General features: G+C 46.8%; 24 protein-coding genes. 10 read left to right on the top strand and 14 right to left on the bottom strand.

Features of this window, described 5'->3' with window-relative positions:
- Window positions 1-64 precede the first annotated feature (64 nt).
- On the bottom strand, window positions 65-1045 hold the full coding sequence (locus WBJ53_RS26670; RefSeq protein ID WP_338871928.1) for a c-type cytochrome: 981 nt from the start codon (window positions 1043-1045) through the stop codon (window positions 65-67).
- 532 nt (window positions 1046-1577) lie between these two features.
- Here WBJ53_RS26670 and WBJ53_RS26665 point away from each other — a divergent pair.
- Window positions 1578-2393, top strand: coding sequence for a methyltransferase domain-containing protein (locus WBJ53_RS26665; protein WP_338871926.1), 816 nt, complete (start codon window positions 1578-1580; stop codon window positions 2391-2393).
- An 88-nt stretch (window positions 2394-2481) separates the two neighbouring features.
- Here the strand turns inward: WBJ53_RS26665 and WBJ53_RS26660 are convergent, their stop codons facing one another.
- From WBJ53_RS26660 to WBJ53_RS26645, 4 genes are all read right to left on the bottom strand, one after another.
- Window positions 2482-3201, bottom strand: a complete 720-nt coding sequence (locus WBJ53_RS26660) for a hypothetical protein (RefSeq protein ID WP_338871924.1) — start codon at window positions 3199-3201, stop codon at window positions 2482-2484.
- Window positions 3202-3252: 51 nt separating this feature from the next.
- Window positions 3253-3624, bottom strand: coding sequence for a GntR family transcriptional regulator (locus WBJ53_RS26655; RefSeq protein WP_338871922.1), 372 nt, complete (start codon window positions 3622-3624; stop codon window positions 3253-3255).
- Window positions 3625-3626: 2 nt separating this feature from the next.
- Window positions 3627-4418 carry a hypothetical protein gene (locus WBJ53_RS26650; RefSeq protein ID WP_338871920.1) on the bottom strand — a complete coding sequence of 264 codons (792 nt, stop codon included), beginning with the start codon at window positions 4416-4418 and terminating at the stop codon, window positions 3627-3629.
- Window positions 4419-4546: 128 nt separating this feature from the next.
- Window positions 4547-5374, bottom strand: coding sequence for an ABC transporter ATP-binding protein (locus WBJ53_RS26645; protein ID WP_338871918.1), 828 nt, complete (start codon window positions 5372-5374; stop codon window positions 4547-4549).
- Window positions 5375-5717: 343 nt separating this feature from the next.
- Here WBJ53_RS26645 and WBJ53_RS26640 point away from each other — a divergent pair, with 343 nt between their 5' ends.
- The gene (locus WBJ53_RS26640; protein WP_338871916.1) at window positions 5718-5978 is read left to right on the top strand and encodes a hypothetical protein; all 261 of its coding nucleotides are present in this window, start codon (window positions 5718-5720) and stop codon (window positions 5976-5978) included.
- A 59-nt stretch (window positions 5979-6037) separates the two neighbouring features.
- A complete protein-coding gene (locus WBJ53_RS26635) occupies window positions 6038-6490 on the top strand; it encodes an Hsp20/alpha crystallin family protein (protein ID WP_338871914.1) in 453 nt (150 codons plus the stop codon).
- Between the two features lie 79 nt (window positions 6491-6569).
- Here the strand turns inward: WBJ53_RS26635 and WBJ53_RS26630 are convergent, their stop codons facing one another.
- Entirely contained in the window at window positions 6570-9566 is a 2997-nt protein-coding gene (locus tag WBJ53_RS26630) for a two-component regulator propeller domain-containing protein (RefSeq protein ID WP_338871912.1), read from the bottom strand.
- Between the two features lie 241 nt (window positions 9567-9807).
- On the opposite strand from WBJ53_RS26630, the gene WBJ53_RS26625 reads away from it, so the two are divergent.
- Both WBJ53_RS26625 and WBJ53_RS26620 read left to right on the top strand, forming a co-directional pair.
- Window positions 9808-10515, top strand: a complete 708-nt coding sequence (locus tag WBJ53_RS26625) for a hypothetical protein (protein WP_338871910.1) — start codon at window positions 9808-9810, stop codon at window positions 10513-10515.
- A 329-nt stretch (window positions 10516-10844) separates the two neighbouring features.
- Window positions 10845-13331 (top strand): outer membrane beta-barrel protein, encoded by a 2487-nt coding sequence (locus tag WBJ53_RS26620; RefSeq protein ID WP_338871908.1) that lies wholly within the window; start codon window positions 10845-10847, stop codon window positions 13329-13331.
- A 218-nt stretch (window positions 13332-13549) separates the two neighbouring features.
- Here WBJ53_RS26620 and WBJ53_RS26615 read toward each other — a convergent pair whose 3' ends face one another.
- Window positions 13550-13828, bottom strand: coding sequence for a hypothetical protein (locus WBJ53_RS26615; protein ID WP_338871906.1), 279 nt, complete (start codon window positions 13826-13828; stop codon window positions 13550-13552).
- Window positions 13829-13907: 79 nt separating this feature from the next.
- Between WBJ53_RS26615 and WBJ53_RS26610 the strand changes: the two genes are divergently transcribed.
- The 5 genes from WBJ53_RS26610 to WBJ53_RS26590 all read left to right on the top strand — a co-directional run bounded on the left by WBJ53_RS26610 (window position 13908) and on the right by WBJ53_RS26590 (window position 17210).
- Window positions 13908-14123 carry a hypothetical protein gene (locus WBJ53_RS26610; RefSeq protein ID WP_338871904.1) on the top strand — a complete coding sequence of 72 codons (216 nt, stop codon included), beginning with the start codon at window positions 13908-13910 and terminating at the stop codon, window positions 14121-14123.
- A 141-nt stretch (window positions 14124-14264) separates the two neighbouring features.
- Entirely contained in the window at window positions 14265-15116 is an 852-nt protein-coding gene (locus WBJ53_RS26605) for a sigma-70 family RNA polymerase sigma factor (RefSeq protein WP_338871902.1), read from the top strand.
- Window positions 15117-15182: 66 nt separating this feature from the next.
- Complete coding sequence (locus WBJ53_RS26600; RefSeq protein WP_338871900.1) at window positions 15183-15641, top strand: hypothetical protein; 459 nt, start codon at window positions 15183-15185, stop codon at window positions 15639-15641.
- The gene (locus tag WBJ53_RS26595) at window positions 15634-16434 is read left to right on the top strand and encodes an NAD(P)H-binding protein (RefSeq protein WP_338871898.1); all 801 of its coding nucleotides are present in this window, start codon (window positions 15634-15636) and stop codon (window positions 16432-16434) included. The genes WBJ53_RS26600 and WBJ53_RS26595 overlap by 8 nt, the downstream gene beginning before the upstream one ends.
- Window positions 16435-16961: 527 nt before the next feature.
- Entirely contained in the window at window positions 16962-17210 is a 249-nt protein-coding gene (locus tag WBJ53_RS26590; protein WP_338871896.1) for a hypothetical protein, read from the top strand.
- On the opposite strand, the gene WBJ53_RS26585 is transcribed toward WBJ53_RS26590, so the two are convergent.
- The 7 genes from WBJ53_RS26585 to WBJ53_RS26555 form a co-directional block, all read right to left on the bottom strand.
- On the bottom strand, window positions 17178-17582 hold the full coding sequence (locus tag WBJ53_RS26585; protein ID WP_338871894.1) for a LytTR family DNA-binding domain-containing protein: 405 nt from the start codon (window positions 17580-17582) through the stop codon (window positions 17178-17180). The two genes, WBJ53_RS26590 and WBJ53_RS26585, sit on opposite strands and share 33 nt — an antisense overlap.
- A 133-nt stretch (window positions 17583-17715) precedes the next feature.
- Complete coding sequence (locus tag WBJ53_RS26580) at window positions 17716-17922, bottom strand: hypothetical protein (protein WP_338871892.1); 207 nt, start codon at window positions 17920-17922, stop codon at window positions 17716-17718.
- A 378-nt stretch (window positions 17923-18300) separates the two neighbouring features.
- The gene (locus tag WBJ53_RS26575; RefSeq protein ID WP_338871890.1) at window positions 18301-19053 is read right to left on the bottom strand and encodes a hypothetical protein; all 753 of its coding nucleotides are present in this window, start codon (window positions 19051-19053) and stop codon (window positions 18301-18303) included.
- A 159-nt stretch (window positions 19054-19212) separates the two neighbouring features.
- On the bottom strand, window positions 19213-20763 hold the full coding sequence (locus tag WBJ53_RS26570) for a choice-of-anchor Q domain-containing protein (RefSeq protein ID WP_338871888.1): 1551 nt from the start codon (window positions 20761-20763) through the stop codon (window positions 19213-19215).
- 679 nt (window positions 20764-21442) lie between these two features.
- The gene (locus tag WBJ53_RS26565) at window positions 21443-21883 is read right to left on the bottom strand and encodes a hypothetical protein (RefSeq protein WP_338871886.1); all 441 of its coding nucleotides are present in this window, start codon (window positions 21881-21883) and stop codon (window positions 21443-21445) included.
- Between the two features lie 241 nt (window positions 21884-22124).
- Entirely contained in the window at window positions 22125-22685 is a 561-nt protein-coding gene (gene pth, locus WBJ53_RS26560; protein ID WP_338871884.1) for an aminoacyl-tRNA hydrolase, read from the bottom strand.
- A 6-nt stretch (window positions 22686-22691) separates the two neighbouring features.
- The gene (locus tag WBJ53_RS26555; RefSeq protein WP_338871882.1) at window positions 22692-24542 is read right to left on the bottom strand and encodes a gliding motility-associated C-terminal domain-containing protein; all 1851 of its coding nucleotides are present in this window, start codon (window positions 24540-24542) and stop codon (window positions 22692-22694) included.
- Window positions 24543-24641 lie beyond the last annotated feature (99 nt).

Raw genomic sequence — 24641 nt, 5'->3', positions numbered from 1 at the left:
TAGTTGTTGTTAAAAAGAGGGTGTTGCTGAGGTTCCCGCCACCATAATCCAGTGGCGGGTTGGGTTAGTTGGAAGCCAGCCGGGCCTGTTTGTTTTTGGCAGCTACGTCGTTATTAATTTTGGGAATCGTTTTGAGATATTCGTAGATCGAGCCTGCTTCGTAGTCGGTAAGGGTAGTGTGCGGAGGCATAGGATAGCTCAACACCGAGCCATCGGGCCGAACGCAGTATTTTACGGCTTTGATGAATTGCTCTTTGGTGTATTTGCGGGCAATGCCCGTTTGCTCATCGAAGGTCAGGTTTGCCGTATAAATGATGTTTCCGGCTTCATCTTTCATCTCGTTACCACCGCCGTAAAAGCCTGCCGATAGCTCGGGAGTAGCCCGGTCCTGTTTCGTGAAATCGGCCGAATGACAGGCAAAACAGCTTGCCAGCCCATTGGCTACATAGCGTCCAAAGGCTACCTCGTCCGTACTATCGGGGATGGTTCTCAACTCCTGCTTGTAGGGAACTGCACCCAAAACGGTGTGAGCCAGCAGCTTAGTGACAAAACTATATTCTGAGGGAGGAGTTTCGTTCCGGCTAGGTTGTACCGAAAAGCTATCGGAGCGAAGCCAGGCTACAATCGACTCCATATCTTCGTCGGCCATGATTGGGAATTTGGGCATAACAGGTGCAAAGGACCCATCGGGTCGAACCCCTGTTCGGAGATAGTAGATAAGTTCGCCGTCGGTCCAGTTGCCAATTCCGGCTTCTTTATCCTGTGTGATGTTAACCGTATAAATTTTGCCGAAAAATGCGGGTAGGTCGGTCATTTCATTGCCTGTCAGCCGGTTCTCTTTATCGGCATGGCATTTTATGCAAAGCATCTGGGCAATGGCTTCACCGCGCTGGATACGGGCTGGCGTGCGGGCAACGGTTATCTTCGGTGTGGCCGGTGGATCGTAGGTAGGCAGGCCCGTTACGGCAACATAGGCGCAGAAACCCGCTGCTGCCAGCACCAGGCAACCCAGCACGATTCCAACAATTTTAAACACTTTTTTCATGAGTTGTTGGTAAAAAGAGTGATATGATATGGCATTCAAGCCGAGGCAAAATTGTCGCTGAGTTGATCACTCCATCAATAGCAAACGTATTGAAGCGGTAGAAACCCGTGATGAACTGATGGATATTAGGGCTAAAAAAAGAGCGGTAGGTCGATGCCCATCCGCTCTTTATTATACTACACCTGATCCCTGTATGCGTATTATCAAAAACAGCCTTCGCTGGTTCATTGCTAGTATATAAACTTGTTGTCCACAAAGGCACTGAGATCACAAAGGGGTGTTTATTAAACTGAATAACTCTTTTTGTGTCCTCTGTGCCTCTGTGGACAATAAATTGGCACACCTGATTTGCTGTCTTGTTCTTGCTGAACGATGGTCTAAAATTGGGCAAATTCGATCGGGGAAATCAATTGGGCTATGGTTGAACTGCCGATTGGATTGGCTGAAGCGACATAAACAGATGCTTAGCAGTACATGAGTCGAGTGGACTTCTGAAAGAATAAATGCGTACTTGCGGCAAACTCATACCGCAATGACCAACCAAGCCGCAACCGAACGGGCCAATATGCCTGCCGCCCACAATCCGGTTATCGAACGACGAACTGTCGACAATGCCAATCGGAATCTGTTGAAATACCTTCAGCCGGGGCTATCGGTGCTGGATGTAGGTTGCGGAACAGGAGCTATAACCCGCAGTATTGCCGAAAAAGTAGGGCCTGCTGGCCGGGTGGTCGGCATTGATCCAAATCCGGCATTGATCGAGCAAGCCACACGAAACCATATTGCCCTGCCAGGGCTTTCGTTTCGACCGGGTGATGTCTATACATTCGATACCGACGAGCAGTTCGATCTGGTGACTTGCGCCCGAACGCTTCAATGGCTGGCCGACCCGACCGCTGCCTTAGCGAACATGAAACGGCTGGTTAAACCGGGCGGCTGTCTGGCGATTCTTGATTTTAACCACGAGAAAATTAGCTGGCAACCCGAACCGCCTGCTTCCATGAAAACATTTTATGCCGCTTTTCTGCAATGGCGGACCGACGCGGGTTTCGACAATGCCATTGCCGATCATCTGGAAGCGTTAATGCGTACGGTTGGCTTTTCGGATATTCGGGTCGAACCGCAGTTTGAAGTAACGCAGCGCAGTGAGCCGTCTTTTGCAGTCGATAGTCGGCTATGGGCCGTAGTGGCTGAATTGCGTGGGCCGCAACTGGTTCAGGCAGGCTACATTACCGAAGCGTTGCGGCTACAGGCCATTGCCGATTACGACAACTGGATTGCTACGACTGGCGAGTCGATGACGGTTTATATGCTGGCCGTGGAGGCCACGCAGCCTGAGATTCTATAATTCCTGTCGTCTAAAACAAAATCCTGCTGCTTTATGCTTTATGTAAAGGCAAACGGCAAGATCTTGTTTTAGACAGGAACATAGGTCTTTATAATTTTTTCAGCAGTGCTGCGGGTACTTTAATGACGGATAAGCTGTCGTTCTGCAAGTCTAATTTGTCAAAAACATCGCGGTCGGCAACGAAACCTGTGCTGTCGTGCGAGGCAATGGTTGCGGTGCCAATGCGGTTGGAAGTGGCTGTTCGTAGCAGACTTCCCATGTCGCCAATAGAACGTAAGTCGCCTATTGTGGTTTGCTTAAGCAGCAATCGGCTGTTGTGCGCCCTGATGGCCAGTTGCTCAGTAGTTAATCCTTTCACAACGCAGGTAGAACCATTGGCAATGATCGTTTGTAGCGTCGGAACGATGATATAAGCAAATGGCTTTTCGTCAAACAGGTTATCTGTAGCAATTGGCCAGAAGGTTCGTTCGGGTTCGTAGCGGACCAGTAACGTATCGCCTACGTATCGGTACGTAAACGAACGCTTACTATTTTTTTGAAGCCGAACCTCGAACGTTTTTCCTGCCTCTATACCTAGTGTTGTCTCGCTGGTTAGTGGTTGGGCGGTGGTTTTAGTGTTGGGCACCAGTGGATAAATACCTTCGATTTTCAGCACTCGGAAGGGCTTTATGAGGGTCGACGAATAACCGTAAAACGGATCATTAAAGTCAATTTTATCATATTCAGCTCTGAGGGCCATTGTAGAGCCAACCAGTGTCAGCAGACTCACAACGAGCAGCCCAATGAGCAGTGTATTGCTTGTTTTCATGATGTTAGGCGAAGGCCGTTTTGAATTAGTTTGGAGCTATGCTGCGGGTACTTAATTGAACTCGGCTTTAACAAATTCGTCGTAGCGCTGTTCGATCTCTTTCAGGTCGATGTTGAGAAGGTAGAGCGTCCGAAAAAAAACGGGTAGCTCGGCTTCCAGAAACTGTTCCCGGCGGTAAGCCGTAATCCGATCAGGAGCATCGTCGGCAGCAAAATAGCCGAGGCCGCGTTTGTTGAAAATGATGCTTTTCTGCTGAAGAAAATCGTAGGCCCGAACCACTGTGTTGGGGTTTACTTCCAGTTCTACACCCAGATCGCGAACCGATGGGATACGCTCGCCCGGTGGCCACTGTCGCAGCAGAATCTTTTCGCACACATAGTCGGCGATTTGACTATAGATGGCTTGTTTATCGCGAAAATCCATAACTATATTTCTTTCTCTTTAAACCGAATATAAGCCGTATACCAAAGCCCCAGTGCAATCAGAAGCAGTATGCCGTTGACGGCTAGTTTGGGCAGGTCGGTGAGTTCGATTTCATACCAGGTATTATTCTGCACAAAATGAACTTCCCGAAATAGGGAAGATCCATAGTAATTGCGTTTGGGAAATAACTGTCCAACCAGTATCTCATTCAGAAATACGCTTACAAACAGAATGAGAAAGGCAATAACGCCGGTTTTAACAAAGGGCACTTTGTCGAAATAGATCGAACCCAGAAAAAAGAATGGAAGACCCAACAGAATGGCCAGGGAAAATTCGGGAGGTACGGCTGGGTTGCTTAAATCGAGTAGTTTATACGATGGCTCACCTTGTGGCAGGCGCGAATTGATAAACGAAAAAAAAGTGCCTTCAACAGTGTAAAAAACGGCTGTAGCAATCAGCATAAAAGCTGCAATCATCAGGCCGGCAACCAGAAATTTTTCGAGTTGAGAAGCCGGTAAGGTCAGGTAAGGAATACCGCGTGTAGGTGTGCTGACAACCCGAAAGGCTTCGCTGGCAAACCAGGCTCCCGCTCCGCAAAAAACAGCCCCGAAAAAAACGCCATGGGCTCGATACAGCGATTCGTGGAAGTGTGTGGTCTTGATAGCCGTTGGTGCCATCAAAACAATCCAGATGCCGAATAGCAGGCTAATGCCCATCAGATAGGTTCGGAGATGTTCGGACAGGTGCAATTTCAGGAGCAGCCCGAATCGGTGGAGGCTAAATATTTGATTCATAATAGGAAAAAACTAGAATATAGGTACGTGCCACCACATGAGGTTATGGCAAAAAGGAACAGCACTGCCCGATAGAGCCACTAGTAGCAGGCTGATCAGGGTGAGGATAGGGCGGATCGGCATACGGCTTAATGAAACAAAACTTTAATTCGTTCGCGGTTCGAAATAGTGGTATTGAATAAGCGTTCCAGATCGACTTTACTGTCTTCCTGCATCCGATTTTCCATCACAACTGCATGGCCTCGTAACGACGGTTCGGCATACAAAACGGGCTCCGTAACGGCCGAAACCGTATTGAATAGTAGCCGGTGACCAATGTCGGCCAGGGAGTGATTGAGCAGAACTTCGCTATCGTCGAGTATAATAACCGCATCAATCAAGTTGTCAAGATCGCGAACCTGATGAGTCGAAATCAACAGTAGTCGATCGGTATCCACTACCGACGAAACGACTTTTCGAAACTGCTTTTTTGAGGGAATATCGAGCCCGTTTGTTGGTTCGTCCATAATCAGGATTCGGGTGTTGGTGGCTAGGCCAAAGCTGATAATGACTTTCTTTTTCTGCCCGTACGACATAGCCGTCAGTTTCTGGTGTTGAGGAATATCGAAGTCGGTAAGATATTGGCGAAACTGAGCTTCATCGAAATTGGGGTAAAATGGCCCCAGCGTATCGATATACCGCTGGATGCTGATGGCGGGCAGGTAGATTTCTTCCGGAATGAAATACAATTCCTGCAGAAAAGCGGGCAGGCGTTTGCGTGGTTCAAAACCGGCTACAGTTAGTTGCCCCGATGTTGGATAGAGCAAGCCACCCATTAACCGCAGGAGACTCGATTTTCCGGCTCCGTTTTTGCCGAGTAGCCCATAAATAGTCCCCGGCTGGAGCGAAATGTTTAGGTTTTGAAAAAGGGGCTGCCTTCGGTTGTAGCCAAACGTCACATTCGTAAGGTGAATCATGGTTATGAGTTGTGGTGTACTACTTAACTAATACACTACAATAGTCTGAGTTTATTTTAATTATGTCAAGGAAGAGAGCTTTTATTTTTTTGTGGGGAATGAATAGTACGTTGGTATAGGTTTGTGATAGCCCAGATTTAGTTGCTGTTTATTGTTGTAATATGCTGATATACTGCATTTTAATGACGATACTGAAAAAATATTGACTTTTTTTAAAATATTTCCCCCGTCTGTTGCGACTATCCTGGTGTAGCAGCGAGTAGGGGAGCCGAAAAGAAGCGTACGATATTTCCTGATTCCACAAGCTCACTGTTTTTTAGAAAATCATTAAACAAAACAAGACATGCATATCTGGAGAATAGCGGGGTTCGCCCTGCTGGTGGGAGTGGCGTTGTTTCTGGTAACCCTCCTGTTGAAATTACTACTGGTAGCTTCGGTCGCGTTCCTGCTGGTTCGGGCCGTAGCCGGGCGACTAATGGGTCGGCGGTTTGGGAACTTACGGCACGGCGGCTGGCAATCGGCCGAAATTATCTCGATCGACAATCCTGCCTACCGTAATCCCATGCCAATGAAACGCTATGATCGTGTAATTCCGATCAGCTAAGCCGGCTAAGTATCAGCATTTTAAACAGTAAACACACAACATAACACACACAATCAATCATGTATCACAATCAGGCATTTCAATCAGAACATAAATATGGTTGCGGTCCAATGGGCCGTGGCAAATTCGGACGGGGTAAGTTTGCTAACTTCTGGCGTCGGGCGGGTGGTTTTGGCCAACCTCCTGTTAACATCGAAGAAACCGACGAAGCGTTTCAGGTTTCGCTCTTTGCAGCGGGTCTTGTGAAAGAAAATGTTACATTGTCGGTTAAAGACGATGTGCTGACAATTGCTTATCCTGGCACGGGCGAAACGGCTAATACGGAGCCGACGTCGCAGGAAAAATACACCTATCAGGAGCATATGCCGAACGGATTCGAACGCTCGTTCCGGCTAAATAACAAGGTGATTGTGGAGTCGATTTCGGCCAGTTATACCGATGGTATTCTGAAAGTAACGCTGCCGAAAAACCCGGAAACGAACAAACCGGCTCAAACCATCACGGTAGCCTAACAGGAGTAGCCAATTAAAAAGCGTGCCACGGCTCTAAACCGTGGCACGCTTTTTAATTGGCTGGCGAAGCCGAATGTGACTAGCTTAAGAGTGGAAGCCGTAAATCCACAACGGTTCCGGTCTGTTCGGATGGGTTTTGATCGGTAATCGTGCACGTGGCATCGGTGCCGTAGATTGCCTGTAGGGAGTTGATCCGTTCGGTCGTTACGGTGCTGCCCAGCGACTGAAAATGGCGGAAGTTGTTTTGGGGTTTGAAGCTCGCAGCTTTGGCTCGCCCAATGCCGTTGTCTTCGATACGACAATGGAGTTGATCGGCTTCTTTTTGAATCTGAATCTGCAATAAGCCTGGGCCATTTGTTTTGTGGCGCAGGCCGTGTAAAATGGCGTTTTCAACAAACGGTTGCAGCAGCAGCGGAGGAATCAGGTTGGCTTTCGCGTCTGGGTCGACCGTGACCCTGTGACTGAATTGATGTTCGGCCCGCTCTTCTTCCAGCTCTACATAGAGTATGAGCGTTTCCAGTTCCTGTTCAACAGAAATGAGTGTTTCGCGTGAGTTTTCGAGAACTTGTCGAACCAGTCGCGAAAATTTCTGTAAAAAGAACGATGCAGCATCCGGACGATTGGTCAGAATATAAGCGTCGATGGTATTCATACAATTGAAAATGAAATGTGGATTCATTTGCGCTCGCAGAGCCCGTGTTTCGGCTTCGGCTCGCTGGCGGATTAATTCGCTTTTTCGGCGTTCCTGACCAATTCTCATCCGGTAAAAGCCGTATAGAGTGCCTAATAAAGAGAGGACAAGCACTGCCCGGAACCAGTCGGTTTCGTACCAGATCGGGGCAATTGAAAACGAAAGCGTAATGGGATGTGGATTCCAGCGTCCGGCAGCGTCGCCGTTCTGAACAACCAGCTCATATCTCCCCGACTTCAGATTTGTTAGATTAAGTTCATTGTCCGTATTCAAATCGATCCAGGCTGGATGGCCGGTAAGCCGATAGCGGAAGTGAGTGGCATTGGCGGACTGATAACGAAGCGTTGTGAAGGTGAAGCGAAGGTCGTTTTCATTGCGGGTAAGCCCTATGGTACCCGTTGCCGGTAGCTGTCGGTATTCGCCATTGACCTGCATTCCCGAAATTAGCAACGGAGGTAAAGGAGCGGGCTGGTGAAGTCGGCGGATATCGATCAGGTTGAATCCGTTCTGTTGCCCCAGGAGCAAAAAATCGTTGGGGGTAATGGTAAATGCATTACTTACATCATCGGCAAGTAAGCCGTCGATTTCGGTGTATCGGCGCATTTGTCGGCTTCGGGCGTCGTAAACATGCAGGCCCTCGCCAGTACCGAACCAGAGCCGCCCTTCTGTATCTTCGCCCACGCCAAAACAAAAGTCGTTGGCCATCGTGTGTGCTTTGGTGGGAGAAACCGACCGAAGCGTATCGATGATTCCCTGAGCGTTCGTTACGTTAACTCCCCCTCCTCCCGCAAACAGCAACCGCCCCTGTTGTCCGGTGGCAACACGAGTGAAAAAATCGCCCACGAAATTTCGATGAAGGTTAAAGTCTGCCAGTTCCTGTAGTCGTCGTTGTTTGGGGTTATACCAGATCATGCCAAAGCTTCTCGGATACCAGGCTGCAATCCAGATACGCCCGTTGGCTGACTCGGTTATGTCGTGATAGCGATTAAGGGTCCATAAACCTCGGGCTTTCTGGTCGTTCCAAAGCTGAATGGGCTGTAGCGATTGACGATTAAATACCTGTATACCTTCTGTTTGGTGGATAACCCATAACCGCTGGTGATGATCGGCCAGCACTTTCTGAATGCTATTGGACGAAAAGCGGGTTGGCAGCCGAACCGGAATGAATGTATTGTTTTCCAGCTTAAATAGTCCCTGATCGGTGGCCGCCCAAAGGCTATTGTCGACCCACGACAGGTTGTTTGTCGTGGCCGGAACCGGGTATGGAACTAACTGGAAATCGTTGGTTTTTCTTGACCAGTGCAGCACACCCGTATGCGATAAGCCTAGCCAATAGGTATCCACAGAGTCCGGCAAAATGGACTTTACAACAACGGGAAGGTGGACTAACGATTCGGGAATGTGAATCGTTTGAATGGCCGTTAAACCAGATTGGTATTGCCACAATCCATCGCTGGTAGCTAACCACACAATGCGCCTGCGGCTATCGGTATGAATTTGGCTAATCGAAACTCCTTGTTTGGTGAGTTCGGATGGTGTAAGCAGGGTTTCGGCTGTTAGTCGAAAAATGTGCAGACCATCATTGCAGCCCAGCCATAGATTGTGCGTTGCCGTGGAGTCGTTGGCGAACGATAAGGTCTGAATAATGCCTGGTGTCGGGTATTGGTGTATCGAATCGGTGCCGGGCCTGAAGCGGACCAGGCCCGCTTGTGGACTTCCGAGCCATAGGTTACCCCTGTTGTCTTCGGTCATGGCCGAAAACGAGAGCCGACGTTGCCGCATTTTCGCTGGTGCATTGGGTCCAATTATACATGCCAGCCGGTTCCGATGGCGATCGAATTCGTAGAGTCCTGCTTCGCTGAAAACCCATAAACGGTGTTGCCGGTCTTCGAAAAAATGGTTGGCTTCGGCGTTGTAGTTCGGGTTTTTTATTGTATACAGAAATCGTTTATGGTGTTGTAGATCGTACCGACGCACCAATCCATAGCTACTCGACCACAAGTTGCCTTTGGAATCGGCAAACAGGTTTTCGAAATGGTCATTGGCCGGGTCGGCATCTTTAAAATTTACTGAATCGAGCGTAGCTACGGCCTTACCTTCGGAGTCGATCAGGAAGAGACCAGTGGTTGTCCAGTAAACTGCTAGCAGACCGTTGGGAAGTGGACAAATACCCTGAGCCGCTCCTGGTTGTTGTTTGGCCATTTTTCGGAAAACATAGCCATCATAGCGGCATAGGCCCCTTCGGGTAGCTATCCACAAATAGCCTTTGGTATCCGTAGCAATTGCGGACACAAAGTTTGAAGGTAATCCGTCTTTTGTACTGAGCTTCTGAAACGTCAGATCAGGGGTTTGCCCAGCCGCCATCTGCCTTACCAGCAGAAGCATTAACAGGAATCGAGTTGGTCTCAAAGAGGTCGTAAGCGTGCTTATGACCTCAAAATACGAATTCGTGGGCCGCTGTCTATCAGTATTTTACCGATCGGTCCGGAAAATTATCAGAAAAATTTTCGAAGCCATGCAACCGGCTATCAGGGTTCTGACATCTTCTGGGCAAATAAGACAACAAATACATGAACCATATCCGGGAGAACCCCATTCTCCCGGACTCTTTCCTTCGATTACTGCCATGAAAACGTTCAAACACCTGTTCACTGCTGCTTTAGTTGCAGCATCGGTTGCCTCCTTCGCTCAAACGACTGTTGTTATTACGACCGATTCGGTCGCTAAAACAACCAGGCCTATGAAAACGGTTGAGCGTATTACGTCTGATTTCAGTATCTATATTGGCTTCAACAGTTTTGGTGGGTCGCTGCCAACTGGTTATGATCTGAAACCGATTGGATCGCGTTTTGTCGCTCTGTCCTGGCAAAAACGTATTCCTCTCATTACGGGCAACGGGGCCAAACTGCGCCTGATTACGGGTCCCGAAGTTGCCTGGAATAATTTTATGTTTGAAGACCGAAACACGCTGGTCAATCAGAATGGTCAGCTCGTAATTGAATCGGCCAACGTCGACCTGCATCGTTCTAAACTCGTTACAACACAGCTCAATTTGCCCGTCATTCTGAATCTTCGTTTCCGATCTGGCTTAACGTTAGGCGCTGGTGCGTATGCGGGTATGCGTCTGGATAGCTATACGAAGGTGAAACCCGAAGGGGCATCGGCCGTTCGGACCCACGGCAATTATAATCTGAATCCGGTTCGCTGGGGGTTAACCAGCGAGCTAGGTTTCCGGGGCAGTGCCAAGTTATTCTTCCGCTATGAACCCAATAGCCCATTCCGCTCAGGCCAGGGCCCCAATACGAGTGTCTGGGCAGTAGGACTTAAACTGTAATCGGTATTCTGACTGGGAATTTTGTGATTTTTGTGACTGACTTTGATTTTGTTTGATTGAAGCGCTTCAAAGAAGCGAAACGAATCAAAGTCAGTCAAAAAAATCACAAAATTCCCAGTTAAAAAAAATAGGCTTTCACGCAACGTTCTGGTTTTTTCGGAGTCTTTGATCCGAAGTTGCTTTCATCAGAACGTCAATCACAAACTAAATCCACTCATACAGCCGTTCAGACCGCTTGTGTAAGAACAGGTACTTTGTGATGCATACTACCTACCTTTGCAATGTACTTCAGCGCAAACACAGGCAACCTTCTGAAAAAAGACAGTACGATGAAAACGACTTTATACTCTTGGACATTATTCCTGTTAACGATCACAACCGCTTTTGGGCAACCTTTGCCCAGAGGAATGGTAAGGGGGCAGGTAAACACAGCAGCGGGAAAACCGCTCGAATTTGCAACAATGATGCTCGTAAAAGCAAAGGATTCAACACTCGTAAAGGGAGCCATCAGTGAGGTAACCGGTAAATATGCCTTCGAAAATGTAGGAGCAGGGCAGTACCGGGTAGCCGCTCAGCAGATTGGTTTTCACAAAACGTATAGTGATGCGTTCACGATTGACGAAACGCATCCGGCTGTTGAATTGCCCGCTATGGCGATGGTGGAAGAGTCGAAAAACCTGGCCGAAGTAAATGTAGTAGCCAAGAAACCATTTATTGAACAGCAGGTAGACCGCACGGTGGTTAATGTTGAAAATAGTATTGTAGCCAGCGGAAATTCGGCGTTAGAAGTGCTGGAAAAGGCTCCCGGCGTAACCATCGACCGGCAAAACGACCAGATTCAGTTGAAAGGTAAATCGGGTGTTATTGTGTATATCGACGGAAAGCAGACCTACCTCTCGCAGCAGGAAGTATCGAACCTGCTGAAAAATACACCGAGCGATAACATTGCTACTATTGAAATCATTACGAACCCAGGCTCGAAATACGACGCAGCCGGTAATTCGGGGATTATCAATATTAAAATGAAGAAGAATAAGAATTTTGGTACTAATGGTACATTCATTGCCGGAACGGGCTATGGCTGGGTAAACAACCTGAGCGGAGTGCGCGACGACCTGCCAAAATTCAATACATCGTTGAACCTGAATCATCGCGAAGGGAAAATCAACGCTTTTGGTAACTATAGCTACGTGAATCGGCAAAGCTCGCAGAGCAACGAAATTAACCGGGCCATTCCCTACAACGGCAGCACAACTTATTTTGATCAATACTCGTTCCGGCCAAATACGTTCGTTGGTCATTCCTACAAAGCGGGCCTTGATTATTTTGTCAGCAAAAAAAGCACGATAGGTGCTTTGGTGAACGGTTTCTCGAACGACTGGCGCTCGGCCGGGCTGAACAACACAATGATCAGTGACGAAAATCATCAGTTAACCAGCCGCCCAACCACTAAAACCGATGCTCGTCAGTTTCTGTCGAACATAACCGGAAACCTGAATTATAAGTATGATTTCGATGGCAAAGGCCGCGAGTGGACAGCAGATGCCGACTATGTACACTACAATGGCTCTAGTTATAACAATCTGAGCACAACGTATTACGGCACTGGTAGCGACGTGATTCGGCCCAATCAGGATGTAAAGAACGATATGCCATCGACCATCAATATCATGGCATTCAAAACGGACTATGTTCACCCGCTGAAAAACGGTGCTAAGCTGGAAGCCGGTTTGAAAAGTAGCTTCGTAAAAGCCGATAACAACACACTCTACGATACGCTTCAGCAGGAAACCAAACAGTGGTTGCCCGATGCCAGCCGGTCGAATCAGTTCAAATACGACGAAAATATCAACGCTGCTTATGTGAACTATGCTGGCAAGCTGGGTAAGAAAACCAAAATGCAGGTAGGTTTACGGGCCGAGCACACGCACTCAATTGGGACATCGGTTACGCTGAACCAAACGGTTGATCGGAATTATCTGAACTTGTTCCCAACGTTGTTTCTGTCGCGGCAATTGGATTCGACTAATACCCTGAATCTGTCGTACAGTCGCCGGATCGATCGCCCTGACTATCAAAATCTGAATCCGTTTGTGTTCTATCTGGACCCCTATACCTATCAGAAAGGGAACCCATTCCTGCGGCCCCAATATACGAACTCAATTGAACTGACGCACGTCTATAAGAGCGCGATTTCGACTACGCTGGGTTTTAGCCGCACTACGGATTTTATCAACCGCGAAACGCCACGGCAGATTCCGGCCGAGAACGTCACGTACGTAACGCCCGAAAACCTTGGTTCGCTCGACAACATCAATCTGAATATCAGCTTCCCGGTTCAGGTAGCCAAATGGTGGAGAATGCAGAACAACATTGGTTCTTATTATACGCACTACCAGACGTTTTATTCGGGAACGCCATACGAAGTGAAACTGGTTGCCTTTAACTTATATACGTCGAACAATTTCACGATCAATAAAACACTTTCGGCTGAGTTATCGGGCTGGTATAATTCGGCATCGCAGTATGGTTTTTACCGGGCACAGCCGATGGGCGCTTTCAACATTGGCCTTCAGAAAAAAGTAATGGAGGGCAAAGGCAACATCAAACTGAATATCAGCGATCCCTTCTGGCTGAACAAATTCAACGGACGGGCCGTCGTACAGGACATTAATTTCCGGGTTCGCTCGCAATGGGAAAGCCGCCGGTTTATGCTAACGTTTACGTACCGGTTTGGCAACCAGAATGTGAAATCGGCCCGCCAGCGTAACTCGGCAACATCGGCCGAGCAGAGCCGGGTAGGAGGACAAAATTAAAAGTGGTATGATGTTCAGCATCTACCCTTAACGGTTAGTTTAGGTTAAGAAAACGTGAAAGCCATGCTCAACTTGAAGCATGGCTTTTTTGTGATTGACGTATCTGCTGTTGCTGAACGAAAGCGTGGGGTATCTTAACCAAATTTATTTTTTGCAATTCGTTCTGAGGCAGAATCCTGTCTGGCTGCCTCAGAACGAATTGCTGATGGCACTACAACTCAATTAAAATCGTATTGCGTTGTACTGACCGTTTCGACCGTTAGTAGAACTGCTCTCAGATAATCGTCGGTGCAGTAACTGGCTGTCGATCGCCACACTATACGTTCGTTTGTCAAATCAAAAATGGCAAAGGATCGAAACGATTGGTCATTGCTCTTCCGGTCCATAAACTCCACGGCTTCCTGCTGTGAGTTAAATCGTTCCGATTGGGGCATGGCGCGGCCAAAGGTATAAACGGCAATAAAATTCTTTTGAGGTTTTATTAATGTAGATAGCATGGCGATAATAAAGTTGAGGTGTTGGTGTATGGCGAACTTTTTCATTGAGGCAGCCTCTCTGTAAAAGTTCTATAATACTATGAGCATTTTTTTGTCTGAATCGTTGCAAGCGGCCATAAATTTTAATACTGAAAAGCCAAATTTTGCTTCGATGACAATACAAATCGTTGCGTTGTTGGAGCATGGCTCCGGCCTGATTGAAAATACGAAAGCAACCATTGCCCAACGCGGGGCTTATTCATATAGAACTAATCATAGTGAGGAAGGTTTGATTCTGTGTCAGGCGTTAAATTAATATAAATTCATATTTATTTGCAACCAATAGTTAATTAAAAAGTAGTGACATGGGTTTGCTGGCTGGCGAAAATGTTATATCAGTCAATGCGGTTTCTAATGAAAAAGCCATTGTTAGCGTACTTATCGCACTGTTTGCGTTATGAATTCATCTGATAGTATCGATGCTTATCGTTCTACTTTAGTAGCGGTTGCTTACCGAATGACGGGGGAGGTGATGGTTAGTGAAGATATTGTGCAGGATGTGCTGCTGAACTGGATGAACCGGTCGGGCAATGTTGTGCTGGAGCCGAAAGCATATCTGATAAAAAGTGTGATGAACGCTGCGCTGAACCATCTGGCGCAGGCAAAACGCCAGCGAGAAGCCTATAAAGGCATGTGGCTACCCGAACCGGTGTCTACTGAGCAGCGAAGGATTGATGCGAGTCTGGATATTTCATACGGATTAATGCTCCTTTTAGAAAAGCTATCACCGATGGAACGGGCTGTTTTTGTACTAAAGGAAAGTTTCGATGTTTCGTATACCGACATTGCCCAGGCGTTTGCTATTACTGAAGCCAATGGCCGCCAGCTTTATCGGCGGGCCCGCGAGAAAATGGCGAGTATAAACCGTCGGTTCGTACTTAACCCTCAGCAGCAACAGGAACTATTGACCGTGTTTTCAGAAGCTAGTCAGACGGGCGATCTGGAACGCCTGATTCAGTGGTTTAAGACCGATGTAGTGCTCTATTCAGATGGCGGAGGAAAAGTGCCGACTGCAATTAAACCGCTGGTTGGGCGCGAAACCGTTGCTATTTATCTGCGGGCGCTGGCTACTAAATGGCAGGGAAAACTGAGTTTTAAACCGATGCTGATCAATGGCCAACTTGCTCTGCTATCGACTTATACCGACAGTGGGATTCTGCATACAGTTATGGTTTTCGAACTCGATACCGACGGCATTAATACCATCTACTCGGTTCGGAATCCCGATAAACTGGCGTATCTGCAATAAATTTTAGAGGTCTTGTCACAAAAAGTAAAATTGGTTTGTCTGGCACGAAAACGAACATTCATGTCTATGCAAACTAGTCATCCTCGTTGGGTTAACGCTATTCTTGGTTACGGCTTTATCGCCAACAGCATTCCGGGCCTATGGGCTCTGTTTATACCCCACGATTTTTATGCGCATTTTCCGGGCTTTGGCCATGCCTGGGTTTCTGTCGATGGGCCTTATAACGAACACCTCATACGCGATGTGGGTGCGTTTTTTCTGGCAATGAGCGTTCTGTGCCTGCTGGCGTTTGTGCGGCCCCGTTTGGTAGCCCCCCGTGCGGTGGCTCTGTGCCTGCTGGCGTTTGCTATTCCCCACCTGATATACCACCTGAATCACCTACATATGCTGCCCCCGGTCGACCAGATTGGCAATGTAGTGGCATTGTCTTTAGGGGTAATGGTACTGATTCCGTTGTTATTTTATCGACCGACTGAACTACCCGAACCTTTATTGCCTCACAATACTACTTCTCATCATGAATAAAGTCTTAGTTATTGGTGGGTCGGGCGTGCTTGGATCAGCCGTGGTCAATGTGTTAAAAAAGCAATCAATTCCTTTTCTGATTGGAAGCCGTAGCCCAGTTAAACAAAATTCGTATAGTATGGTCAATCGATCTGCCGAAGTTCCCTGGAAGCGCGTCGATCTGGCCTCAGGCAGTGGGCTAACCGAAGCCCTTGCAGGCATCGATACCGTTATGCATCTGGCGAGTGGAAAGGGTAAAATTGGTCACGAATCGTTCGAGGCAGGTATTACACGCAATTTGCTGAATGCGATAAAGCGGTCGGACGTAAAGCATCTGATCTACAGCTCAATTGTTGGCATCGACAAGATTCCGTTTAGTTATTATCAGGCAAAGCTCGAAGCCGAGGTGTTGATTAGGCAGAGCCAGGTGCCATACACCATTTTGCGGGCAACTCAATTCCATAATCTAATCGATTTCTGGATTAGTAAACTTCTGAGCTTGCCCGTCGGGTTTGTGCCTAAGTCGATACGATTTCAGCCAATTCATGTCGATACAGTAGCGCAGAAACTACACGAACTTGCCGAAGCGGGTAATCAACAGGCTACACTTAATCTGGGTGGCCCGGACATTTGTACACTGGGCACACTGACAAAACAGTGGATGAACTATCGAAAAGTTTCTAAACTCATTGTACCAGTTCCGGCCATTGGCAGAATGATGGGCAGTCTGGTTAGAGGGGAAAATACGTGTGCAGAATCCGATTCCAGATCGAAAAGCTGGGAAGCCTATCTAAGCAGCCGGTATGGTTCCTGACAGAGCCAGGACGGTTCTAGTCCCGTTAAAACCGATCAACTGGTTTTAACGGGACTAGAAATGTCTGATTTATGGACGATCGTGATAAAAAAGGAGCACTATGGAGATAAATACAAAAATGGATAAGATACTGATGAACAGGATCTTTTTCTGTCGCGAATAATAAACATAGCGGCTATTGCCCGCCAGTAAATTCATTAGTTCGTTAATCCAGTGGGACATCATAGCCAATGGTGGTTACGCTAATGAGACTTCTGGTATCGCGGATTGTCACCGCTAGGCAAGTTATGAAATTGTTATGTTATTTCTATGGTCATCTGGGTAACGAACGGAATTGTAACGCAGGAGAACTGTTGCCAATACATAGCTTTACGTAACAGTTAAACAGCGTTTTAGTAATGTCTGCTTAACGTGCGCTAACTAGTCATAAGCTACTTTTGTCTGGCTGTTTAAACGAATTGAACGGAAGAAAAACAATTCGATATAGCTCTATTCACAAATCCCTGAAAAACACGTCTAATACAGCTATGGCGCATCGACTGAAAGTAACGATCAGCAACATTATTGGGCTTTGGTTTGGTGCCGATACGCCCATCCGCCAGTATAAAATTCTTATGAATCCTGAACTCTGGGCAGCTTGTTTGCAGGTAGCCGCCGAGTTCAGGCCCGAGTCGGGTGCTCTATGCGTTGAACAGTACCGTAAAGCGGATAAGGTGGCTTTTGCGAGAGCTGTGCAGGCCGAGTTAACTCAGACTAGAGAGGAAATAATGGCCTGAAAGAGTGGGAGTGGGCTCTACTCGGATAGATAGCCGCGACTGCGCTCTGAGCGAGGCTAATTTGACCCGTATTTGCTGAACGCGTCTACGCGCCACTACAACCGATGAATTGTTGTCGAGCATCAACTCCATCGACCGACCTGTTAAACGATCGACACTTTTTATATGTCGATGATTGATTAACGTTGATTTGTTTGCTCTCAGAAAATCGGGTAACTGATCTTCGAACAGTTTCAGGGTTTGAGTCGCTACAATCGGATTTTTAGCTCCCTGACAATAGACTCGGGTATAGTTGCCATAGCCTTCGAAGTGCGTGATCTGTTCTACGGGAATTGGCTTGGAAATACCTGGAATTTTGATTGTCTGCCCCATTGTCTGTGTCTGTCAATGACGTTAAAAGTGAATGGTGTTAGTTATATGTACTTAAATGATGTAGACTGGAATTGTAAAGAATTGTAACGGCCTATGGATGAATTAGGTCGTTTTTTTGTCGACCAGCGATATATCAGTGAGCCATTCGTTTTTTGAAGAAGTCGAATCCGGCGTACGTATACAGTACAATTGCTCCCGTTTCGAGTAGAGCTTCCGCTTCATTGGTCGCGTAAGTGCCTGTTTTAAAGTCATCTACCCAGTCAGCTAGTGCCAATAAGTATCCTGCCAGGCAAATTATGCAACCAACAACTACTCCTGTAATAACCAGTACCTGTCGCATGAGCGAAATTATGTTCGTGTCTATTGATTTCTCTTTGAACAGAGAAGGCTAGTGGGATAAACTCCTAAAACACAAAACGCTTGCCAGGGAATAATACTCAGTAGTGTCTGTTTTTTAGAATCCATGTACAAACATCGAAATGGTATGTACTTAGTCGAGAAAATAGGGTGTTTAAACCCAATAGAGAACACTATTTTCTTTTTATATTCTTTTAACTTCTGCGCTTATACCCATTCTATTTGAAAGTGTAGTTGATGGGGCTGGGTAATATTTTCTACAATATTGGGGGATTAAATAGACGTATAGTAAAACGAAGCTAATCCGGGCCAGATCTTTTTTGCTTTAGGCTTTATTCGTTCCCGTCTATATCTGTTAGGCTTACCAGATTCGGCCAGCAATCAGATTAATCGCCGTATTGACCAGAAAGGCAATTCCAAAAGCAAGAGGAACTGAAAATTCGCGGAGCAGAAAGGCTTGCAAAAACAGAAAGGTTGTAAACCCCAATAACCCGATCACTAGCCCTCGCAGGGTTGTAATGGTAGCATTGCCGCCCTGAAGAATATGCGAAAAAATAGCCAGGATCGATGTCATAATTGGAAATGGCGTCAGAATACCACTCCAGTTTGGCCCCAGAATGCTGGCCAGTCCTGTTACAACCAGTACAAATAGAGTTGTAACCAACATGCGGATCGGAATCTCGAACCGTAAACGCCGTCCGCTGTTTGGGAGGGCCGTTGGTTTAGGAAAATAGCGTAGAGTCAGAAGTACACACCCAATAACGAGTCCGTAGCTAACGACTAAATTGAGTTGAAGGTAATTGAAAAAAAGAGCCGTAAGGGTATAAACGCCATACGACAGCAGCAGGGTGGGCAACCAGCCTCGCTGTCGGCAGTAATAACAATAGCAGAAGCAAAAACTGATTAAGGCCAGAATGCCCGTCATCGTTCCCTGAATGGCCAGAATACCGAATGATTTACCTTGTTCGAGAATAAAAAAGAGGAGAATAGGCCCGGCTGTCCAGGGCATACTTCCAATTAAGCCGCCTATTTTGTTTCCCCACCTGCGAATTGCCAGCGTAACCAGTGCAATAACGCTCGGCATAAGCGTCACTTTAAGAAGAAGGATATTCATGTGTGTCGATGGGCCAATGAAGGAGCGGTTATACCGAAAAAGCACACCGACGCGTGCTACTTACGCAACCATGCCGAAGGCAAAGATAATGAACCGGTTTGAGTTATTGCATTGACTCATAAGGGCGTCTGTTGAGTGTCGGCTGTATTGCATTGGCGCTTATCTGACTCGTTGAATAACCACCGGAACGCAGCGGGAGGGTACACATGCTGGTAATTCATACGCTCCCAGATCGATCCGGCCGTCCTGAATGCGAGCCTGCCCAACCAAATCGGTTGCGGGTAGCCCCGACGTGTCCGGATCACCAGCATTGACCGCCGGGCTCTGACGACTTAATCGAAAATTGCCGTCTGTTGGATCGGCAAAGAGAGGATCGGTATTGAGGTTGTTTCCGGCATTGTAGCTTGACGGAGCGTTTACATAATCCTGAGTGAGAAAATTACCACCCACAATGGTGTTTCGGATAGCAGGATATGCGTTGAAACCAAACGATATGGATTCGTTTCTATAGGATGTATTGTTCCAGATAATACAATTTCTGAAGCCGGGATGGGGCAGATTGGCACTGCTGGTTTTGTTATACCCATCACTATAGACACTATCCTGAATGGCAATAGCTCCACCCGAATAGGACGAGGCTATATTTTGGGTAAAACTACAGTTTACGAATTCGGGATTGCTGGTGCCGTTGAAAAACGAACCATTAAAAACGGCTCCGCCACCCGTTGCCTGGTTGCCAGTAAAGAGGCAGTTATAAAACGACGGGCTACTTTGTTCATTGAAAGCATCAATGAACGTTCCGCCACCACTGCCGCCACTGTTGAAACCGGCCCGATTGTTATTGAATAGGCAATTAATCAGTTGCGGATTGCAGTTAAACACAAAAATACCTCCTCCCCAAAAGGAGCGGTTATCGGCAAAAACGCATCCCTGAATGAGTGTATTGCTCATGGAACCGATGTATATACCTCCGCCACTTCCCAAATCGAACGATTCGTTTGCCCGGAACACACAGTTGACTATACGACACTGAGGAGCTGAGCTACAGGCAAGGCCGCTACTATAGAAACCACTGCCAAAACTGGCCCTGTTTTGCTCAATTGTGCAATTGATGATGGTGGGTGTACTGCATTTTGTTACGCTGACATTATGAATTCCTCCCCCTGTTTTTCCAATATCATTCGCCTGAACTCCTTCGCCTAGTAAATAGGATGTAGGGCCGTTAGCCAGGTTGGCTACCCCACCGCTCACAGTCAGGCCATTAAGCTGAGTATTATTGTCAACATCCTGAAAATAAACAACATGGTATGAGTTGTCGGCCTGGGATGCGGGTAACGATGAGTGGTCGGTAGAGTCGAAAGGAAGTCCTATATCGCCCGATAGAATGGTTTTGTTCAGGAAGTAGTTTCGCTGGTCCAATTGCGTTTCTGTTCCTGAAAAACCTCCAAAAACCGAAACCCCCGATGCAATGCTGAATGAGGCCATCCGATTGGTTGTTACTGTGGGTTTATAGATACCGGCAGCTACCCAAAACTGGCTGCCTGAAGTAGCTGTGGACACCCGATTTGCCAGTTCCGTACCAGGCAGCGAATTAGCCCAGGAACTACCCGAGCCACTGCCCGATCCTGTAACTGTTACAAATACAACCGATTGAGCAACCGATGATAATACAACCGAAAACGCAATGAGCAGAAAGAATAGGTTTTTCATGAGGTTGGAGTAAAGCTGGTAGCAAGCATTAGGCATACATAAAATAAACTATCTTACCAGATGGGTAGCAGGTGTAACACAGGTATGTACCAGGTTAACTAAATCAATATAGCTGTGTTTTGATCAACGGTTTAATTGACCTTTCTTCCCAAGAATGCCTTTTGTATTATGACGTTGTTTTCCTATGTTGGTAACATACATAGGCTATTGAGTGGATAGGAAACTGTAGTTTAAAAACTCTACAAGAGCCTTCAGATAAAAGAATGTTGAAAGCAGGAAAAGACAGCGGAGCCGATGGAGAAAAATCAGAAAAACAACCGTAACAGTTGAGAATACCCAGCCTGTTACGGATTGTTATGAAACTCTAGTTTAGGTTAAGAAAACGCGAAAGCCTTCTGCAAAAGAAAGTTGGCTTTTAGCCAATAGCTGCCGGTAATATACAGAGGCATTTTTAGATTTACCAAATTATGTTCTATTCGGTGGTGAAGAGTCAGTCAATTGCTCATGTCATCAACGCGCTGTTGCAACGTGGAGCAGGCTATAAAAAAGATAAGGTTCCCTGATCTTTGCAGAGAACCTTATACTGACTATTCCTAAACCCTTAACCTTTTCTACATGAAAAACTAACTTTTACCCTTTTCTGTTCCAAATACTCGACTAAATCAGTATTTGATTTAAATTACTGAATGTCAGAGTGTTCGCTAAGAGACTGATTCAAATCCCAAAGGAAGTTGATCATCCGGGCCGTGTGGTTGGCCTGGCCCATCCAGCGACTGGCTTCGGCATTGTGTTGCTTTGCCAGTTGATTATTTACCTGAGCAGCTGCTTCGTTAAACTTAGCGCGGTCGGCAGGGCTGATAGTCAGCACAGCGGCCGGGTTCTGATTATAAAGCGAAACAACGCTCATAAAGTTTTGCCAATTGGTGTTGCGCACGAACTTGGTAACGTGTTGTTCGAAGTAAGAAGCAAATTGCTTTTCCGAACCGTTTACCAGCATTGCACTTGCCGGCTTGGTGGCTGCCGGGCTATCATCAGTATTGGTGGTGGTAGCCGCGTCTGCCTTAAAAGTCATCAATCCTAATCCAAGAACTAACGACGCAAAGATAACACGCGATTTCATTGTTTTGTTCTATTTTCGTTTCAGTTAATCAACGCACAAATGTCCGTAGAAGTTCTGAAAGTGCAAAACATGTATTGGGTGTGTTTCGGAATAATATTCCGAATCTAATGCGGTTTAAATTGTAAATTGTTGATAATGGTGAATTTTTTTTGATTGAAACGGAATAATATTTTGTAATAAAGTCGTTTGATTTGTATAAAATGTTCTTTTGGAAAAATGCAAAATTCTTTAAAAGTTTATACTATTGGTTGTAATTGTTCATAGCAAATTGTATTCCCATAGTACAAAATGCAAGGATAAAGCTGCCAGCGCGGTCCAAATGATCAGGTAATTGGATCAATTCCTCTTCTGGAAACTCACCCAAAACAAAATCAACCTGCCTGCCTTTCGAAAAATTATTGCCAATTCCGAACCGCAATCGGGCGTATTCCTGCGTGTTAAGAACTTCGTCAATATTGCGTAATCCGTTGTGTCCACCCGGCGAGCCCTTGGGTTTGAGTCGCAACTTGCCAAAAGGCAAATCCTTATCATCGGTAACAATCAGCAGATTTTCAATGGGAATTTTTTCCTGCTTCATGTAGTAAAGCACAGCCCGGCCACTGAGATTCATGTAGGTGGTGGGTTTCACAAAAAAAAGCTGCTTGCCTTTATGCTGCCATTTGGCCGTATAGGCTAAACGAGTCATACTGAATTCGAACCCGTATTGGGCCGCCATACGGTCGAGAACCATAAAGCCTACATTATGACGAGTGAGGGCATATTCAGGGCCGATGTTTCCAAGGCCAACAATCAGAAATTTCATTCGGAGTTAACGCAAAAGTGATACAGGTTGGCGAATCGTTGTTTGAGTGCCATCTGGAAACTCGCAGCTTAACCGATACAAATAAATACCAGCGGGAGCCAAAGAGCCACTCAGGTAACCATCCCAGACCGATTCGCCATTTGCCAGCACAAAATTAGCACGATTATAGATCACTGTGCCCCACCGGTCATAAACTGTAAACTGCATGACCAGAATCGATGTAAAACGAAAAAAGACTCGTAGTTCGTCATTCTGCCGGTCGGCATTGGGCGAAAAAGCGGTTGGAAGAGAGAGCAGATTTGGGCAGTTTGATGGAACCTGCACAAGTTCTGAAACCAGACATGCATGGCTGTCTTTAATGTAAATGGTATAACTACCTGCCTCTAGACCTGAAAACATAGTCGCCGGACCGAAGGTGACACCGTCGATAGACAGGTAAATGCTATCGGCAGGTGGTTTGAGAGTTAGATGAACTACTCCATTCCGTTGCCCACAGGCTTCCGGTTCAATTTCGGTTGTGGCAACCTGAGGCCCCGAACTGGGTGCTATACGAATCGGCTGGGTGAGTGTGCAGCCGCCACCATCTTTTGCGGTTAGCAGGTAGTTGTCTGCTTTTAGGTCAGTAAAGACATTGCTGTTCTGAAAATGCTGATTGTCGATGCTATACTGGATAGGTTGAATACCGCCAATAGTTATCGTAAACTGCCCGTTATTTTGCCCACAGGTGGTTGGTAGAACAGACAGATTTGTAATATTCATCAGATTAGGGGCGGGCAGGCTAACGGCTTTATTCACTTCGCAGCCGTTGGCATCGCGCGTTCGAACCGTATAGGCTTGTGCCGATAAGTGCTCAAAAACCGGATTTGTCTGAAAGGTATTGCCATAATCGATAGAATACATTAGCGGTGATTTGCCTCCACTGGCTTCAACAACAACCTGGCCATTGGCCGAAGCGCAATGGGGTGGCGTTACGGTTACATTACTGACAGTTGGTCCTTCTTCAAAGGTGAGTGTAACGGGCTGTTCTGCATGGCAACCGGCCGCTGTTCGGATGCTAACCACATAGTTTCCGGGAATTAGCCCCGCAAAGGTAGAATCTGCCTGCAGGATATTATTATTCAGATTATACTGCCAGTTGGCTGCATGAGCGCCCACAACGGTAATGGAACCACTGGTTCGGCCACAACCCGCCGGAATAGTATTGATTTTGAATGATGGAGCCTCAATCCTGATCGTGATCGGTATGGCAGGACTCTCAATCTGGTTGAGGGTTTGCGTTATGTAAAAAGTAGTAGTTTGGCTGATTTGCGGGGTAAACGTATTGCCGGTGGCAAGTAAATTGGAGCGGAAGGCTGTGGTGTACCACCGAATGTTTTTCCCGGTAACAGTAGCATTAACCGGACTGTCTTTACAAAAAACACTGTCGGGCTGCAAAGTAATGCGGTATAGCTCTATAGTGCCCTTGTGTTGTTGAGTACAGGCGCTGCCATTGCTAATTGATTCATAGGTGCCGGTTAAACTTTCGGTAGTAGAATGATAACTCAGATTGCCTTTCCAGAAACAGGTGGTTTTGAGTGCACCATTCTGGGAGGTTTCGCCAAACGTAATCGATGCGGCCATAAGATCTCCCGAGAGAGCGGCTGTTTCGCCAAATGATGTGCCAATAGCGGCTGTTTGGGTAATGCCCCGAATAGATGTGCCTGTTTGCGTAATGCTCATAGCGTAACTAACGGGAGCATCGGCCGAATTGTCGGAAGAGGCTATGCCAAGCCAGAAACCCGTTAGGTTCTGGGCCGAACCAGTACCGGCAACGAGTACCAGTACTACAGTTAACAGGATAGCTGCTCTTGCCTTCATGTTCAGCTTAGCACATTTGAAATAGGTGAAGCAGCTCGACTGCGCTTGATGGCTGGCAACAGCTCTGCCGCTTTTATTGGAGAACTAAAGTGCTGATCG

Source organism: Spirosoma sp. SC4-14, assembly GCF_037201965.1.
GTDB lineage: Bacteria > Bacteroidota > Bacteroidia > Cytophagales > Spirosomataceae > Spirosoma.
The sequence above is the reverse complement of the archived record's forward strand: the minus strand, read 5'-3'. Positions and strand labels throughout refer to the sequence as shown.